The sequence below is a fragment of the Paenibacillus rhizoryzae genome (assembly GCF_059686995.1).
Genome location: NZ_JCAALT010000013.1, coordinates 83,174 through 102,398, shown reverse-complemented (window position 1 = coordinate 102,398; position 19,225 = coordinate 83,174). Strand labels below are relative to the sequence as shown.

General features: G+C 47.4%; 7 protein-coding genes. 6 read left to right on the top strand and 1 reads right to left on the bottom strand.

Annotation, left to right across the window (positions count from 1 at the left end; genetic code table 11):
* The first annotated feature begins 13 nt into the window (after positions 1-13).
* Positions 14-1,942 (top strand): DUF8034 domain-containing protein, encoded by a 1,929-nt coding sequence (locus tag AC6ESO_RS27595; protein ID WP_497094211.1) that lies wholly within the window; start codon positions 14-16, stop codon positions 1,940-1,942.
* Positions 1,939-3,537 (top strand): glycoside hydrolase family 43 protein, encoded by a 1,599-nt coding sequence (locus AC6ESO_RS27590; protein ID WP_497094210.1) that lies wholly within the window; start codon positions 1,939-1,941, stop codon positions 3,535-3,537. Before AC6ESO_RS27595 ends, AC6ESO_RS27590 begins: the two co-directional genes overlap by 4 nt.
* A gap of 116 nt (positions 3,538-3,653) precedes the next feature.
* Here the strand turns inward: AC6ESO_RS27590 and AC6ESO_RS27585 are convergent, their stop codons facing one another.
* Positions 3,654-4,832, bottom strand: coding sequence for a helix-turn-helix domain-containing protein (locus AC6ESO_RS27585; protein ID WP_497094209.1), 1,179 nt, complete (start codon positions 4,830-4,832; stop codon positions 3,654-3,656).
* A gap of 381 nt (positions 4,833-5,213) precedes the next feature.
* Between AC6ESO_RS27585 and AC6ESO_RS27580 the strand changes: the two genes are divergently transcribed.
* The 4 genes from AC6ESO_RS27580 (at position 5,214) to AC6ESO_RS27565 (ending at position 19,172) form a co-directional block, all read left to right on the top strand.
* A complete protein-coding gene (locus AC6ESO_RS27580; protein ID WP_497094208.1) occupies positions 5,214-13,760 on the top strand; it encodes an InlB B-repeat-containing protein in 8,547 nt (2,848 codons plus the stop codon).
* A 525-nt stretch (positions 13,761-14,285) separates the two neighbouring features.
* Positions 14,286-16,076, top strand: coding sequence for a sensor histidine kinase (locus AC6ESO_RS27575; protein WP_497094207.1), 1,791 nt, complete (start codon positions 14,286-14,288; stop codon positions 16,074-16,076).
* Complete coding sequence (locus AC6ESO_RS27570) at positions 16,069-17,670, top strand: response regulator (protein WP_497094206.1); 1,602 nt, start codon at positions 16,069-16,071, stop codon at positions 17,668-17,670. The genes AC6ESO_RS27575 and AC6ESO_RS27570 overlap by 8 nt, the downstream gene beginning before the upstream one ends.
* Positions 17,671-17,777: 107 nt before the next feature.
* Complete coding sequence (locus AC6ESO_RS27565) at positions 17,778-19,172, top strand: ABC transporter substrate-binding protein (RefSeq protein ID WP_497094205.1); 1,395 nt, start codon at positions 17,778-17,780, stop codon at positions 19,170-19,172.
* Positions 19,173-19,225 lie beyond the last annotated feature (53 nt).

Sequence of the window (19,225 nt, the reverse complement as noted above, 5' to 3'; positions counted from 1 at the left end):
AGGAGTGATTGAAATGCCATCAAGAATAAACGCGCTGCCAAAAGTACATGCGGCGTCACGCATAGTCCCTCCGCAATGGGCGCTTCAGGAGCAGCTGCTATTCGAAACCTTAAACAAAGCGGCTAAGGAATACGTCGAACGTTACACGCATCCGGACGGGACGCTCATTTGGTTTGATCATTGGCCGGGTATGGACGGATCGGACGATCCTTACGAGGGCTTCATGAACCTGGCACTGCTCTATGTGCTTGGCGGAAGCAGCGAGCTTTATGAAGTGTCGCGCAAAATCTGGGACGGTATCACCTGGCAGTGGACAGAATACGGTCAACTTCACCGGGAATTTGATGCCTATTATGACTGGATGCATCACGGAGAAGGCTATCTCTATCTCTATTTCCTTGGGTTGGCGGGGCCGGCGACGCTGAAGGACCGCCAGCGCGCCGTTAATTTCGCGCGCATGTACACAGGGGAAGATCCGGAAGCGCCAAACTATGATTCCGATATGAAGCTAATCCGCTCGCCGCTTAATGGGAGCCGAGGACCGCGTTTTGAAGTCGATGAAGAGGATTGGAGCACGCACCGCGGCATCCTCGACGATTATTTAGCCCCATATGAGGATATTCCGGGCGTGGATTTCGAAAACATGAAATGCGCTTGGTCGAACGACGGCATCTATGAGCACATCATCCGAATGATGAACGAACGAATGAACCGCGGCGATGTCCCTCTTAATTTGAACGCAACGGGATTGATTACGCATGCGTTTCTTCACACAGGGGATCAGAAGCTGAAAAACTGGGTGATCGAATATGTGGATGCATGGCAGGAACGGACTCGTTTAAACGGAGGCATCATTCCCGATAACATCGGATTGACAGGGCAAATCGGAGAGTATAATGACGGCAAATGGTGGGGCGGCTATTACGGTTGGCGCTGGCCACATGGGTTTATGACGATTATTGAACCGCTGACGAACGCATGCATGAATACCGTGTTGCTAACCGGGAATATGAATGGGCTGCGGCTAGCGAGGGAGCAGTTGGACGCTAATTGGAAGCTGGGACGAGAGAAAGACGGCAAATGGCTTGTTCCCTATAAGCATTTTGACTCCGGCTGGACGGACTTTCGTGAAGCGCTGCCCAAATATCCGATCTATCTATGGACGATGTCGATGGCGGACGAAGACCTGGACCGCGTCGAGCGAATTGCGAAGGACCATGACTGGAACGAAGTTATTGTGCCGGCATTCTCCGGAAGAGATCCTAGAACAGGCCGCGAAACGAAGCATTACATTGGCAATACGCAGCCATGGTTTCAATATATCCGCGGACTCAATCCGGACTATCCGGGACGAATTCTTAGCGCTAATTCCGAGATGATCGGCAACCAATTGGCCAAAATGCGGTCACCGCAAGGAGATCCGCGCAGCTGGACGGAGCATTATAGCGAAGGGATGTACTCCGCCATTCACATTTGGCAGGAGATGTGTCCGCTCTACTTTGAAGGTCTTGTTCAGCTGACTTTGGGAGGACCGATGCATATTTCTCATGGAGGGTTGCAGCATGGACGCGTGCGATATTTTGACGCGATGGCTGAACGCCCGGGGTTGCCTGCCGGAGTTTCAGCCCTAGTAGAGAAGCTAGAGGCGGATTCCATGACACTGCATTTGGTCAATATGAGCTCGTTCGACGACAGGGAATTAATCGTTCAGGCAGGTGTATTCGGCGAGCATAGATTTGGCCTTGGAGAAATAATCGACCAGATAGGCGAGGTTCAGGGATCCGTAGAAGTAAACGGGAAATGGCTGCACGTTTCGCTGCCTGCTGGAACAGGCATTACGCTGCGGTTATCGATGGAGCGTTACGTGAATGAACCTTCGTACGACTTGCCTTGGCCAAATCCAAGTCTAGAGCAACCGATTCGAGGAAGGAGCACGCCATGATGATCGATGCCAAACAGCAAGTCTTCAATCCGGTACTGCCCGGAGACAACCCCGATCCCTCGATAATTAGGGTAGGCTCCGACTATTATATGGTGACGTCGACGTTTCAGTTTTTCCCTGGCGTTCAAGTTCTCCATTCCCGCGATTTGGCAAATTGGAAGCCGATCGGTCATGTCATTACGCGGAAGAGTCAACTCGATCTAACGGGGATGCCTGATTCCTTCGGCGTATTTGCGCCGGATATCTCGTATTATAACGGCAAGTTCTGGGTTGTCGTTCCCTATTACCACGGTCAGCCCCGCTGCTCGGCGCTTCTGTTCACGGCAGAGCGACCGGAAGGGCCTTACAGCGAAGCGACCATGCTCAATCATCATTTTATTGATCCGTCGATCTTCAACGATGACGACGGGAAGCGCTATTTAGTGTTCGGCGGCGGCTGGGTGCATGAAATGAAGCATGACGGTTCCGGCCTCGTCGGTGAAGCTAAGCAGGTCTGGCCGGGAACGGGAGGCGCTGCCCCGGAAGCGCCGCATATCTTGAAACGAAACGACTGGTACTACCTCATGCTTGCTGAAGGGGGGACCTTCTTCGAACACATGGAAACGCTTTCGCGAAGCCGCTCGATTTGGGGACCATATGAACCTTGCCCGCATAATCCTGTGCTTATGCAGCGTGACTCCGGGAAATCAATACAGCGGGTGGGACACGGCAAGCTTGTTCAAGATGAGGAAGGCAACTGGTGGATGTTCCACCTCGGAGGACGGCCATTAACGCCAGGGGGCTATTGCCCGCTTGGCAGGGAGACGTTCCTTCAGCCGGTGCAATGGACGGATGATGAATGGTTCACGGTCGGAGACGCAGGTGAACCCTGCGAGTCTATAGTGCTTTCGCAGAGCGAGGTGGCTCAAGCAACGGCTTGCGATCTCCATGATCAGTTTTCCGGTACCGAGCTTTCCCCCGATTGGGAATGGGTTCGATATCCTGTCGAAGACGGGTATTCGTTGTCATCCGAAGGGCTTCGGATAGCTTGCAAACCGTTTATACCATTCTCACTCCAATCGACGCTAATAGTAACGAGACGCTGGCAGAGTTTTGGATTTGAGGCGACGGCCATGGTGGCCTTCCATCCTGAGAGCAGGGGCGAGGAAGCCGGGATGACGATGTATCGGGACACAGATGCGTTTCTGTTCTTCAATGTTCGAAACGGGCTCGGCCAGACGGCGGGCCAGTCTTTTGACGTGAAACGGTTGCACGAGAATCAAGAACACGAAGGCCTCTATTTAGAGGTGGGGCAATATGTGAAAGTGCTAAAGACAACGTTTGGAACATGGCGCCTGTCTATACGGCCTGGCGATCGTCTTTGGCTCAAAATCCGTTTAGAGCCGAAAACACAGATCATTACGCTGCTCTATTCGATAGACGGACTAGTCTTTGAAGAAACAGGCATCGCATTATCTGCGGAATTTCTGTACCCCGAACGAAGCAACCGCTTCTTGTGCTTCACTGCGCCGCGAATTGGTCTCTATGCCAAAGGGGTATACGGTGAGTCAAAGGGTTTTGCTCAATTCAGCTCCTTTACGATGCAGCCACTCTGATAATATGCAATGCAGCTTAAATGATTCAGTAACAGTGGCTAATGTGAAGACCCCCATATGGATGGGGGTCTTTTGTTGCCTGATAAGGTAATGAATATTTTTCATTCGGTGACGCGCTATCGGGCGGAATTTGATTCCTTTAATTGGTTATTACGGAAATCCATTGGCGAGACGCCAACGAACTTCTTGAACACTTTGGCAAAATGATTCTGATAATTGAAGCCGACGGCTATAGCAATATCACTGATGGATTTACGGGTTTGCAACAGTAGATGCTTGCTTTCCATAACTCGGAGATAATTCAGGTTTTCATTGAATCCTAAGCCGGTTTCCTTCTTCAGTCTACTTGAAATATAGGATGGATTCTTATCGAATTTCTTGGCAACATCTTCCAGTGTAATCTTATCAAACATATGGGACCGCAAATATTGAATAATGTCTTTGACAAGATTCGAGTGGACTTGGCTGGAGAATTGGGCAATGGCGGAAGTGAATTTCATCGTTACTTCTTTAAGCAGCGTAATAAATCCATTACTGGACGAAAAGGTTTCTGCAATTCGGCTATATTCTTCGGAAATCGTTCTGGCGTACGTATATTCAACGCCGTAGTCGATGGCAACTTGCGATAGGGCTGAGCAGGCTAATATGAAATGATTTTTAAGAGAACGTAATTGATCAGCTTTGGCCTGGACGATGCGGACAAAGTAATTTAAATAAATTTTGGTGTTGAAAATATCCTCGACCGCACTGTTATCACCGACGACCATTTTAGCTTTGATTAAAGCGAATACTTCGGCAGGGAGATAAAGCGATTCGTTCTCATAATAGATATTAACGAGCGATAGATTGGCAAGTCTGGAGACCTCATTCCATTGCACACCAAACGGCAAAGGAAACGGAACCGTTCCCGCCTGCGGATGGTAAAACCAATAAATCAGATTAACAATATGATTGTCTCTTTCTGCGCTCTTTGTCTCAATCGGCCCCAACACTAAGAATGGATACGAAGCGTTGTCTTCAAAATTAAGAACTAAAAAGCTTCGATTTAATGTTAGAGGAAACCTGCTAATGCCATTCGACGTCTTTTCGATTTGCTGGCGATTCAAACGCAAGGAATCGATCAGCATAGAAAGATGCTGCTTTTTATCAGGCGCTTGGGAGATTTCCGAGCTGTGATAGGCAAACGTAATTTGCAACTGATCATCTAAAGCATACGCGTTCGTACCGATCGAAATGGCTAAGCTTGTTGACTTTTCTATAAAGGAATCATTCTGCCGGAGGTATTGTTGAGACAAAACGGTTACACCACCTTCAATGTACGTGATAACGCATTCTTTTTTATTATAATAAAATATTCCAGCTAAATTCGTATCCAAAACATCATATATGTATCCAGTCGGATTTGGTCGACATTGTATACTCAATTTAGCTTAGAGAAGGGGGAACTGCGGGCCTATTTATGGCGTGTTTTCAAGGCATACCGAAAGTTTAATAGGAAACTTTGTACAATAAGAGAGATTTGCGCGTAATCCGCATCTTAGAATTTCACATATGCGAATGTATCTTATTGTTTTTGCTATGTCAATGAAATGCCATAGACTCAAGGGGCTGAAAATTCAGGAAACTGTGAAAAAGAAAAGAAGCAATTAATCGTTAAACGGAGGATCATGATGAAAATGAAATCAAGACAAGCAAAACAAATGCTGTCCGTTATTGCTTTAGGTACGCTTCTATTCAACGGAGTACTGCCTCAGAGTCTAACGCGCGTACATGCTGCAGACGCAAACGAGCCGCAGCAGCAGCAGCAGCAGCAAAGCACTGGGACATTTAATGAAGATGAAGTAAATCGCATTCTGGCCAGTCTGACCCCCGAGCAGAAAGCAAGCATTAACAAACTGACCGGAGCGGACATCGCACAGAAAATCCATGTGGATCCAAAGGATTTGCGCAGCTCCAAACCTATTAACGTTATCGTGCAATTCAAAGTGGATCCGGCTAAGATCCAAATCATCAAGCAATCCTTGGCGAACGGCGGTGCTAAGGTAAATGGTACAGCATTTACGAATGATTACGCCGAAGCTCAACAAAAAGTGAAAGATTCGCACGCTAGATTTAAAAGCTTTGTGACTACGCAGCCTACCACATCAATCGTTGGCGGTAAATCTGTCAACACGAGCATGAGAATTACTAGAGAATATTCTGAGGCGTTTAACGGTGTATCTCTATCTTTGCCTGCAAGTGAAGTGAATAAACTTGCCGATAATTCGGAAGTTGCTTCCGTTTGGTCTGTTGTACAATTCGATGTACCTAAACAAAGCTCAGCATCCGCTGCAGATACAAGCGGTTCTGTCGGCAATCCTACTTCGGCGCTGACTTGGATGGGCATTGATAAACTTCAAGCCGCAGGCCATACAGGTATGATTGAATCAGGTCCTCGTAAGGGTCAAAGAATTAAAGTCGGTGTCTTGGATACCGGGATTGATTATAATCATCCTGATTTAAAGGCCGTTTATAAAGGCGGACATGACTTTGTCAATAATACAGTCGATGTTTCAGGTAATGTAACTTTCGTGGATGACCTTGATCCGATGGAAACCACTTATCGGGATTGGCTGGCTGCAAAGGAGCAACCGAATCCACTTGTAAGTCCTACAGCGAACTATAAGGACTACATAACGGAACATGGTACGCATGTATCGGGGACAATTGCCGCGAATACGACAACGAATAATGCTGTCTATTCTGCGAACGGCGTCGCACCGAAAGTTGATCTTTACGGGTACCGCGTATTAGGTCCAGGTGGAAGCGGTTCCTCGGACGGGGTATTGAACGGGATTGATCAAGCCGCTAAGGATCATATGGATGTCATCAATCTTTCGCTAGGAAATACGGTGAACGATCCTATGTATCCGACAAGCATTGCCATTACCAATGCTACAATTGAAGGCGTTGTTTGTGCAATTGCGGCAGGTAATGCAGGCCCTGGTCAAGCTACCGTTGGTTCCCCGGGAACGTCAGCGCTTGCAATCACCGTTGGTGCCAGTACAATCCCGGAAAGCATTCCGGTCATGACCCTCAAGAACGGCTCAAAGTCTTATCAAGCACGTTTATTTGGAAGAAGCTTCATCCAAAGCGACGATCAATATAAAGGACAGACACTTCCGATTGTTGATGTCGGTCTAGGTACGATGGATGACTACAGCGGAAAAAACATGTCCGGTAAAATCGCTCTTGTTAAACGCGGCGGCGAGTATATGCAGACCAAAATCGCGAGTGCTCATCGCGCAGGCGCAGCGGGTATGATTATCTGGGATCATATTGATGATGCCGATACAGAAGGTTATATTCCGAATTACTTGGGCCTGAGTATGGATTATGCGTATTCCGTTTCCTTGACGCGAATCCAAGGGGAAGCACTTGCGAAAGCAATTGCGGCTGATCCCGATCATGCCACCATTACGTTCCCGGCTGCTCTGGACGCGCCGCTCGTAAAGAATGGGGACGAATTGGCAAGCTTTAGCTCAACGGGACCCGTGAAGGATTGGACGATTAAGCCGGACATCGTCGCTCCCGGCGTTGACATTCTGTCTACAGCTCCATTCGACGTTTATGAGCCGCAAGACACAGGGACGCCTGATTATACGAATCAGTATATGCAAATGTCCGGTACTTCCATGGCTACACCTCATGTAGCGGGGATTGCGGCATTGGTTCTGGCTGCTCACCCTGATTACAGTCCTGCCGATGTTAAGACGGCATTAATGAATACAGCCAAGGATATGAATACCGCTTCGAAGACTTATAGCGTGTATCAAGCAGGTGCTGGCGTTGTCGATCCTGCTCGCGCTATTGGGGCTAACATTAATATTCAAGTGCTGGAAAAAAGCTCTACGTATGATACCCCTACGGATTATACGACTATCCATCAAGTGGATAATCTGACGGGCAGTCTTTTCTTCGGCTTTAAAGGCAGAGGAGAGGGTGCAACGGACGGCTCGGATGACGTGGTTTCATCCAAAGCGTTTAACGTATCGAATAAGGGTACAAGCAGTAAAACATTTAAACTCAGTACAGAATTTATTACCACTAAATTTGCGCTTTCGCACCCTGTTGGTACGGGGACCGGCAATGATGTCAAGATCGATTTCTCTACAGACAACGCACCTGTGACATCCATTACGGTTGGCGGAGGCAGTAAGGTTAAAACAACAGCCCAAATTACGGTTCCTTCAAACGCGATTGATGGCACTTATGAAGGTTATATTCATCTCGTTAATGCCGCTGATTCGTCGGAGTCTTATCGCATTCCCTTTACGGTGACCGTAGCCGAAAAAGGAATCGATATGAGTGTAGACATAAAAGCATTTACACTTCCTTTCTCCATTACAGGAAACTGGAACCCGGATACAAACGGATCCGGAGGTACGTACTATTCCTTCTCTGTTAATAGTGCAATGGACAGCATGTACCTGGTATTGAAAGATAAGAACGGTAAATATTTAGGTGTCGTTCAAAATGCTGCGAGTATCGGCGGCGTAGGTCCGGGTGTCATTTATGGTCCTCTACCTATGCTTCTGGGAGGCGCATATCTTCCATTTACTAAGCCTTATGACGGATCATCACTAGATCAGTCCGGAATAGCAGCCAAACCGGCGATCATTACGGAAGGCTCTTATTCCGTGGAGATGATTGCTACTGACACAGCTGGCAAACGTTACAGAGCAGAAGATACGCTGTACGTGGATTTGACAGCGCCTACGATCGCCATGGACAGTGATTCAAAGCCGGGGATTTATGAAATCGATCCGACAGGCTATCAGCCTGGGCAAGAGATTCAAGGTTTCTATGGTACCGTATATGATAATAACATCGACATTATGAAGAATAATGGTGAAACTTCGGTTAGAAGTCCAGAGGATAATCGAACACCTGTGCCGGTAGATCAAGGCTTAAATGCAGTATGGGGTTACCAAGATGGTTATTGGCCAACTGTAATCTTCAAGACGGATTCGAAAGGTCGTTTCCATTTTGGAGTTTCTCCAGAGGACATCACGCCAGAAGGCACTAACTTCTGGGTTTACCCAAGCGACTATGCCGGGGCGGCTGATACGGATTCCACCTCGCAGCAGTATTATTTCATCAAAAAGGGCTCGCCTTATGTAACGGTTACATCTGCCGGAAACACAGATACTGTGTATCAGGATAAGACGGTAATGGATGCCAATAAACCATTCAAGGTTACCATCGCTTTGAAGCATGGTATTGGCATGACAGGCGGTAAATTTATGCTAAATAGTAATCTTTATTCATTTGCCAATATCAAACTTACAGATGAATATAAAAACTATTTAAGTAGCAAAGGAATTGACCCTTCAACTGTTGGATTAACAGTAAGCCAGCCGTATAGACATTCACAATATGCGGGTCTGACCACTGACGTTACGATATCAGGAATTAGTGACGCTGGCGCCCTTGATCGGGATATGAACATTGTAGATTTGGATGCAACGTATACAAACGCTGGCCCGATTTCTGGACCATGGAAATTCAACGTCTACAATACATTCTTTACGATGTCAGGTACAGAGTCGAGGGTTCCGGCTTTCACAACAAATGTACCTTATTTGCGACAGACTCAAGCTATGATTACAGGCGGTTTGTTTGCTGAATCGTTCAGACAGAATACGCTTAGCGGACAGTTCACAAACATTACGACCGATTCAGGCGCAAAGGTAATGGTTACCAGTCAAGATGGCAAATCGTATGTAACCGATAATCCTACATCCACGAACAATGCAATTCAATATTTGGGTAATATGACCGGTACTTATGCCGTTACAATGGATGTAAGTGATAAACCATACTCCGTCGAGCTTTCCATGCCGGGACATTTTAAGGGATACCTTAAAACCCCTGTAGTTGCTTCAACAAAGTATGGTTATCTAACGGGAGAATACAAGGATATCCCTTCTAGTCAAACGCCTTCATTATTAGCCGGAGATGTTAATGGCGATAATGTGATTGACATGAAGGATCTCATTGCAGAAATCCAGACGTATTTAAACTACAAAGACCTGATTGCTGCAAATAACCCGGTAAAAGTAAATCAAACATCTAAAATGAATTTCCTAAATAACAATAGAAATTTTGATGTTTCCTGGAAAAATCCGTTATCTTCCAGTGCTGCAATCGACTATTATGACTTCTATTTCATCTTCAAAAACTTTGGTCAAGTGAATCAGAATGCAGTTGATTTCGGTGTAATCCCTACTGCGCCGACTCCGCAGCTTTTGGTGGAACAAGCTGCTACCATTTCAAAGCTGTATGGGGGTAGCATTGACTTAAACGCTGGAGACGGCATGAAAGAAGTAATGGCTAAACTCGGTTTCGCAGGTCCATCGCAAACAACGTCCGTTACGACACTTCCAAAGTTAAGTGACTTGCAAAGTGGTGCGACCATAACATTAATACCAAATAACAGCGTGTTTCTGGATGACGTTATTTGGAGAACCAGCATTACGAAGATCCTTCTAGGTTCAACAGACGTAACCGATAAAGTAATCATCACTGCGGGGTACAATTATTTCGATCCAATTAAGGGTATGACTTTTGTGCCTTCTAAGATTACTTTACCAGGTTCACTCTTCCCGGCAGCCGGTAATTATGCAGTCAAAATCCAGGCCGCAGGTTATACAGATGTAACGACCAGCTTTTCAATTGGCGCAGCAACGATTCCGACGCCTACGATTCCGTTAGTCACCGATCCGGCCAAGGCGCATGTAGGTAAAGATTTAACACTTACATTTACGGAAGATGCGAGTGGTGAAGATTGGCGCAGCGGTATCAATAAAGTTGTGGTGAAAACAAAAGACTACCCAACCGGTATAGACATCACCGATTTGCTGGATGGCAGCGGTCAAAAATATTACGACATCAGCCAGCCAGGGCAAATTACGTTTAAGGCAGATCTCTTTAAGACCAATGCATCACCTGTCGTTGCAGCTTCGGCCATTGCTCCAGGCGGAGCCAATTATTTGCCTCAGCTGTATATGTTTGAATTCAGTTCAACAGGTGCCACCACGGGTACAATATACCCTCTTAAAACGGTAGGCTCTGATCCGCAAGGGATATATGGTGCTATGCAAGCCGTTGGATACGGCCTTACATTTGACAGTCAAGGCGGAGCTCCGGTTCAACCCATTGCTGTTGGAATTATTCCTTCGAAGAGTAGAAACGGAGCTAACCTTGTAGCAAACTCAACGTTGAAAAATCCTTCAACAACAAGACCCGGATATAACTTTATGGGCTGGTACAGCGATCCGGCACTTACGAGGTACTGGGATGCAAGCATCAATATTAGCTCAGACATTACCCTTTATGGCAAATGGCAAATGAATTTTACACAAAACTATGCTCTTCTTGATAAAGCGAAGCAAGATGGCTTGAAGTTCGACGGAACGAATGCCACTGTCAGCGGGAGAGGTTGGGTGCTAGGCGAAGGGAATCTGGATATTGGCATTGCGGAGTATGCCGCTAATATTCCTTGGTTAACGAGCAAGGCGAGTATTCAAAAAATTGAAGCTTCCTTCTACAAGATCAAGAATGATGGCGCACCTGAATCGACACTTACAACGTATACGCTAGATCCAAGCACGTATGACTTTGTAACGAATGGTACTGCTGGCAAGCTGACCTTTACGACTGCAACAGCAGCAGCAGCGGCACTAGCCGGACAAACAAGTCTGGGTCAAAAGTTTGCGTTTAGCGAAGCGCCAAGTCTCCTTATCGGAAGTCCGTATAGCGGTTACCAGCTGAAGGTTACAGCAATCGACGGTACGACGACTTTGTTGATCAATGATGTCAAGCTAGGTTATAGACGTCATATTGACCTAAACGGCGGGGCGTTAAAGAGTCCTACAGACACCTACTTCTGGGATACACTTGTAAACGGCAAAGCCGGCATCCCTAATATGACAACAGTAGTTGACGCCATTACTGGGAACGTTACTTCAGGTCCATTATTACATGTAACCAATGGAGGTCTTTCTGTAAGTCCATTGCTTTATCTGGATGCGGCAAGCTCAATCGGGAATACGTTTAACGGTACTGTAGCACTGACAAATAATGCTGTGTTATATCTAAGCTGGAAGAAAACGCCGCCAACTGTTCTTAAACAAGTCTTTGGGAACACGGTCGGCAGCGATATTAGTCTGCATTTCACCGATGACGGATTATGGAAAACCAATATTACTAAAGTTATGATTGGTTCTAAAGTATTGGTTCGTGAATCAGACTATACGATCTCCGCTGATGCAATCACGCTTAACCATTCCCTATTTACAGCTGGGCAAAAGGTGAATGTAGTGATTCAATCGGAAGGTTATGCAGATGCAATCGTTACGGATCAAGTGATCGGTTATTTGGTAAACTTTGAATCCAATGGCGGTGATTCCATTGCACCTCAAATCGTAACAAGAAGCGTAACAAGACCGGTTGATCCGATCAAGGTCGAGTACAGGTTTGCCGGTTGGTATGCGGATCAAGACTTAACAATGCCATTTGATTTTGCAAGTATTGTTACGAAACCAATGACTCTGTATGCCAGATATGCTTTAGCCACATCTATTGTTTCAACGGATGATTGGGATAACGCCGTGGGTAACGACATTACCCTTGAATTCAGTGACTCGGATTGGGCAAACGCAATTACAAGCATCAGTGTTGGCGGTACTCCTGTAGATAGCTCCACTTATAAAGTAGATACTGCTGCAGGTACAATCACGCTGGATAAGAGTCTATTCACGAAAGCAGCAGCTTTCAGTATCGCGATCAGCGCTGCCGGCTATGCCGATGTTTCACTTATCCAAGATGTCATTAACGGATATCAAGTACATTTCGTACTTCCGGTCGATGTTCCATTTGGCGGAGTCCAAGATCAAATCGTATCTCGCAGAATCACGCAACCGGAAGTTTACGGTTATGATTTGGTTTGGTACGCAGATGAGGCTCTTGCTAATCCTTGGGATTTCACAAGCTCCATCTATTCGGATCGTACACTTTATTTAGGAGCATGGACGCTCCATAAATTCAACGTGGCATTCGATAAACAAGACGGAAGCATAATGGATACTGTGGAAGTTGATTATGGCACTGCAACCACAGAACCAACAGCTCCGGCGAGAGAGGGCTATACGTTCGGAGGTTGGTATCAGGATGCTGCGGGTACACTTCCATGGGACTTTGCAACGAATACAGTAACAGCAGATACAACGTTATACGTGAAATGGCTAACCAATAGCTACAATGTTAGCTTTGACAGCCAGGGTGGCAGTGAAGTGGCAAGTATTCCAGTGGAATATAACACTACAGTTACAGAACCAACAGCGCCGACAAAAGACGGTTATACTTTCGCGGGTTGGTATCAGGATGCTGAAGGCACGCTTCCATGGGATTTTGCAACGAATGTAGTAACAGCAGATACAATTTTGTACGCGAACTGGATTTACATTCCAGAAAACGTGAATACAGGCGGTGGAGATGAAACGCCATCGATCCCAGAAACAAAACCAGAAACAAAACCGGAACCCACACCAACACCGGAGAAACCAGTATTGAATGGTGATATTGTCGATGTGGTGAAACTCGTAGAAGCTATCAAAACCAATCTTGCAACCGCTCCTGCGATCACATTCACTGATGAAGCTGCGACAAGCTGGAGTTCGAAAGCGGTAGGATTGGCGACACAAATCGGCTTCGTAACTGGTTATTCGGATGGTTCGTTCCATCCTAATGCGTCAGTCACACGCGCAGAATTCGCAACCATGCTTGTGAAGGCTCTTGGCATCACGGCGAAGGGTTCCGATAACTTTGCGGATGCGCAAGGAAATTGGGCGGCAAGCGCAATTGCAGCTCTGAAATCTAACGGCATCATTAACGGTTACGCTGACGGAAGCTTTAAGCCGAACAACGAGATCTCCCGTGCAGAAATTGTTGCTATTCTTTCGAAGGTGATGAACCTCAGCCCTGTAACAGGTGCATCGAAGTTCCATGACATTGTAGGAAGCTGGGCAGAAGAGCCTATCAACCAATTGGCGAATGCGGGAATTATCGGCGGCAAGGGAGACGGTAAATTTGATCCGAATTCCACGGCATCCCGCGCTGAGTCGGTAACGATGATCCTTCGTGCTCTGAATGTGATTCTTGATCTAGGTTTGGAATTGTAAAAAAAATGAAAAGTTGGGAGCTGTCTCAAAGACAGCTCCCAAGTAAATACCAAAGCCCCCGATCCATTCGGGGGCATCTTTGTTGTGCGCTCTTACCACTCCAGGTACTGAAGTAGTCGAGACCAAAGGCATGAAAATGCTAAGCTGCAGAATAATGCCTTCTAGACCAGGCGACGTCTGGGGCGAACGCGACACCATGTCCTTTTTATGAGACATACATGGATGAGGGAGAATTGATCAGACCCCCACATACAACTCAAATAGTTATGGCTTATAACATCAATGAGATTATACTCCCCATTTATCAATGGATTTGGGGAACAATTGGAACATACGGAATACGTATGTTCTTTTTTTGTCTCATTATTACCGCCTGCATCGTTAACTTATTGCCGCAACAAAATTTTAAACATAAAGAACACGATTTCTTTTCTTGTTCGGCCGAACTGCGATGGTAAAATAGATTAGATATAAAAGTGTACATGCAGCCCATGCCATATACCTGCTTTAACGGAGGAGACCCGAATGATCAAGTGGCTGTTTATCAACCGGAGCATACGTACCAAACTCGTCTTGAGCAGCGTGGTCATCTCTCTTATTCCGATGCTTATTCTTTCTTTCCTCTTCTACAGGTCCAGCTCGCTTTCGCTAGAGCGTACCATGGTCAGGAGCGCCGACCAGAACGCCGAATATTTGTCCAATGATCTGGATCAGTTTTTCCGCAGCCTCTCTTCGTCTGCCTTGCAGGTCTACGGCTTCAACCAATTGGTCAACTTCATGCGTAACGGTGCCAACTACAATAATGCGGATATCTTTCAGACCAAAGATGCGCTCGACAACTACTATCGCCTCGTTCAAAGCAAGAACAAAGATGTGATCAAGATCATGATGTACGGGCAGGACAATAAGCTGAGGGATTCCTGGTCGAGAGCGGCCAGTTACGATTCGATTCGGCTCGATGCTTCCGTCCCTCACGCAGATCAATTGCTGGATTTGCCGTTTCAGCATTCCCTGATGTTCACGTATTTGGACAAGGAGCAGGGGGAGCGGTTTTTCGTTTATGCCATCACCATCTATGATCCTTTCTATCGAAATAAATACGGTACGTTAGTGTTTTATACGAGAATGAGAGATTTCGTGAAGCAAATTGAAACCTACAATCGACCTCCGAACAATATCGTCCTGCAGAACGATCAAGGCGAAACCTTCTATCGCACGAACGATCAATTCAGTGAAGCGGTCCAAACCTATAAGCGCTCCGATGACTTTGCCACTTACGGCAAGCGCGAGCTTCAATTCACGGACCACCGGCAAGCATTGATCAGTACGTCTGCGCTTGATAACGGCAACGTCGGGCTAACGCTTCTATACTCGAGCAGCGAGCTCGCGGAGAACCGTCAAAATACGCTGCGGCTGACGGTCGGAGCTTTCGCCCTCGTGATGCTCATCATAGCGTTATTTTCATTTATGTCGCAGCAGTTTATTACGCGGCCTGTTCAGTCGCTAAGCAAAGCCATGCGGGCTGTCCGTAAAGGGGATTTCCATGTCACGCTTAAGCCGAGTCCGTGGCGCGACGATTTGTCCGAATTGACGAGAAACTTTAATTTCATGACCAACAAGATTCAAGAATTGATCGAGCAGGAATATCAGCTCCTCATTCGCAACAAGGAAGCGCAAATCATGGCGCTGCAAATGCAAATCAATCCGCATTTTCTATACAATACCCTTCAAACCATCGGAGGCAAGGCTGTATTAATCGGGGAATATGACATCCATGAAATGTGCAGAGCGCTGGGGGATCTGTTCCGTTACAACTTCTACGAAGGGAATAGCGAGTCCACAATCGGTCTGGAAATGGTGCACCTGAAAAATTATTTATATATTCAGCAGCTTCGTTTCGAGGAATCGCTCGTAACCGAGTTCGATGTGGAGCATGCGCTGCTTGACTGCAGCGTCATCCGATTCGTCCTGCAACCCATCGTAGAGAATGCGATTGTTCATGTATTAGGTAAAACCGATGACAGGCAGCTTCATCTGCAAATAACAGCGGTGCAGCAATCGGATCGGGCCATCATTAAGGTGCGGGATAACGGTCCTGGTATAGATGCCGAGCAACTGGCTAGGCTTAGAGCGGTTCTGGAGCATAGAAACACCGAAGTATTCAGCGGCATATCGATCGGCTTGAAAAACGTGAACGAGAGAATTCGCATGTACTACGGATCCGATTATGGGCTCGGAATCGAGAGCAATGAAGGCGAAGGAACGGAAGTTATGGTAACGATCCCTTACAGGAACAGAGGTGTGCAGCATGTATAAGGTTATGGTAGTGGACGATGAACCGTGGAGCCGTAAATCGATCAGCAAAATGATCAGCGAGCTTGCTCTGGACGTCGAGGTCATCGCGGAAGCGAGGCACGGGGAAGAGGCGCTTGCGCTTATCCCGATCCGAAGGCCGCATATCGTCGTGACCGACATGAATATGCCGGTATTGGACGGACAACAATTTTTGGAAGCGCTTCATGAAAGGTTCGGCGAAATCAAGGTCATCGTAATTAGCGGTTATTCGCAGTTCGAATATATGAAGGCGGCTGTCACGTATCAAGCATGCGAATATGTGCTCAAGCCGGTATCCGTTACGGATCTCGAGCATGCCCTCAAAAAGGCGATCCAAGCCTGCAACACGTACATGAGCATTCAGCAGCAAATGCGGTTCAATCAGGAGGTTCGGCATCTCAAGCGGGAGACATTTCTGCAAACCGTTACAAGCCATCGGATTACGAATACGGCGGATATACAGCGGGAGGCGGGAGAGCTCGGCATTGCCGTGGACGGCGGTTATCGGGTTGCGGTGTGCATGTTCCGACAGTTTAGCGAGGTGTCTCGAACCAAGTTTCACGGTAACGCAGATCTGTTCTTGTTCAGTTTGGAAAATATTTTGTACGAAGTGATGCGGGAGGACAAGCTGCTTGTCTATAAATCGGATGACCGTACTCGCATTTGCCTGCTTTTCCCCGATGCTTCCTATGATGAACAACGGGCTCAGCAGCTATTGAATGAATATCATGAAGCTGTCAGTAAAATGCTGCTCGTCGGCGTGGTAGCTGGGCTTAGCCGTACTTATGCAAAGCTCGAAGAGCTGCCTGCCGCTTATCAAGCGGCCAATGATGCGCTCCGAAATAATCGCCTGCTGGGGGACTCATTCGCATTCTCATCGGCCGAAAGCCCGGGAGCGGTACAGCCGGTTGAACTGCTGGGCTCCTTCGATTTGAAATCGATGAGGCAAGCGATCGGGGCCAATAATGCGAAAGACTTCAAGCGGCTGCTGAACGATTACTTCGAGAAGGTTGGCAGGCAGCCTCATGTCACCATTCGCCAGATCCAGCGCGATTTGAGGCAGATGATTGAGCTGTCGCGATCCGAATTGAAGGGGATCGAGGCAACGCAGTCCGTATTGCTCGACGCTGAAGAAGTGTCCCGAATTTTGGATAGGAAGGAGCTGCAGACGTTCCTCAGCCTGCTTACTCAAGCTATAGAAACCTACTGTGCCAGCGCCGGTGAGGCGGAGAATGTTCGCTCGGTTCGCGAAATCGCACTGTTCCTGGACGAGCATTACTTTGAGGATTTCAGTCTCATCGACGTTGCAACGCGGTTCCATATGGATGCCGCGTATTTGAGCAAGCTGTTCAAGAGCATCACGCGCGAGAATTTCACCGAATATGTCACGCGTAAACGCATGGAGAAGGCTTGCGAGCTGTTGAAATCGTCCGAGTGCAAAATCAACGAAATATCCGAGCTGGTCGGTTACGAGAATCAGCGATATTTCAGTCAGGTATTCAAGCGGTTTACCGGGCAGACGCCTTCCGAATACCGGGATGGAATCATTGGAGCAACGGAAATAACAAAAAATTGAACATTGCAAACACAAATTAATTCATTACGCGAAAAGTAGCCGACCGATAAGATAGACTCATGGACGAAACAACGTCCTCAGACAATACACGAAAAGGGGACTGGAAAATGAAAAAGAGTTTGGTCGGTCTGAGTGCCATTATCGCGATGCTTTCTCTGGCGGCATGCGGTAACACGAACAATGATGCGTCGTCTTCCGAGAATACATCTTCAACTGCAGCTTCGAATACGAATACGTCTTCAACGGAGAACACTTCCAATGCTGCTTCGAACACGGCTTCCAACGACACAGCGTCGACTAATGCACCGGAAGCGAGCACGGAACCGGTAACGATTTCGTTCATGCACTTCAAGAGCGACGTGACGGACGGCATTCAGAAAATCGTCGATCAGTTCGAAGCGGCTAATCCGAACATCAAAGTCGATGTTCAGCCCGTGAAATATGACGACTATTACACCATTCTGAAAACGAAATTGGCAGGCGGAGACATCCTGGACGTGTTCACGTTGAACGCCGGCGCACAAGCGAAATTGTTTGTAGACGGCGGTTATGTGGAGGATTTGACCGGGCAGGAGTTCCTGGACAATTTCGATGCGGACGTGCTGACATCGCAGGCAACGGACGGGAAGAACTATATTATGCCGCTGAACGCCGGACCGATCGCCGTATTCTATAACAAGAATATATACAATGAATTGAATCTTACGGTGCCGAGAACGTTCGACGCCATGATCGGGAATGCGAAGAAGATTAAAGAAGCGGGCAAAACGCCGTTCGCGCTCGGCTGGAAGGACGGCTGGCCGCTCGGCATGTGGATCGGCCGCGATTTGCCGAGCAACACGGCGCTTGCCGTGAACCAGCCGGACTTCTTCGACAAGCTGGAGACGGGCGGCTCCAAATTCGCCGACAATCCGGCGATGCAAACAACGCTTGATCATGCCCAGCAAATATTCGATCTCGGCAACAAGGACCAGCTCGGTCTCGGTTACAACGACGTCGTCGACCTGTTCGCCAAAGGCGATGTCGGCATGATGTACATGGGTACTTGGCCGCTTGCGGATATCCAGAAGAAGAATCCGGATTTGTACAATACCGGCATCGGGTACTTCCCGTATCCATTCAGCAATGACGAAAGCTTGAACAAATTGGAGTTTAACCCGGATGCATCGCTTGCGCTCGGCAGCAAATCCCAGCACAAAGACGCGGCAATGAAATTCCTTGCGTTCATGGCGAGCAAAGAAGGCGGAGACGCTTGGGTTAAGAATACGAACACGCTGAGCTATGTAAAAGGCGCAACAACCGACATCGCGCCGGCGTTGAACGATCTGAAGCCTTACTTCGATAACGGCCAGCTGTACAACTCGCAAGCCTACATGTCGAAAACAACGATCGATTGGACCGGTCAGCTCATCCAGCATCTGCAAAAAATGTTCTTTAAGAAAGAAACGCCGGACCAAGTCATTTCCGCACTGGATGACTGGGTGTCCAAGAACCATAAATAATTGTATCCCAGATGACGGCATAGGCGGCGCCTATGCCGTTACCTATAGGAAAG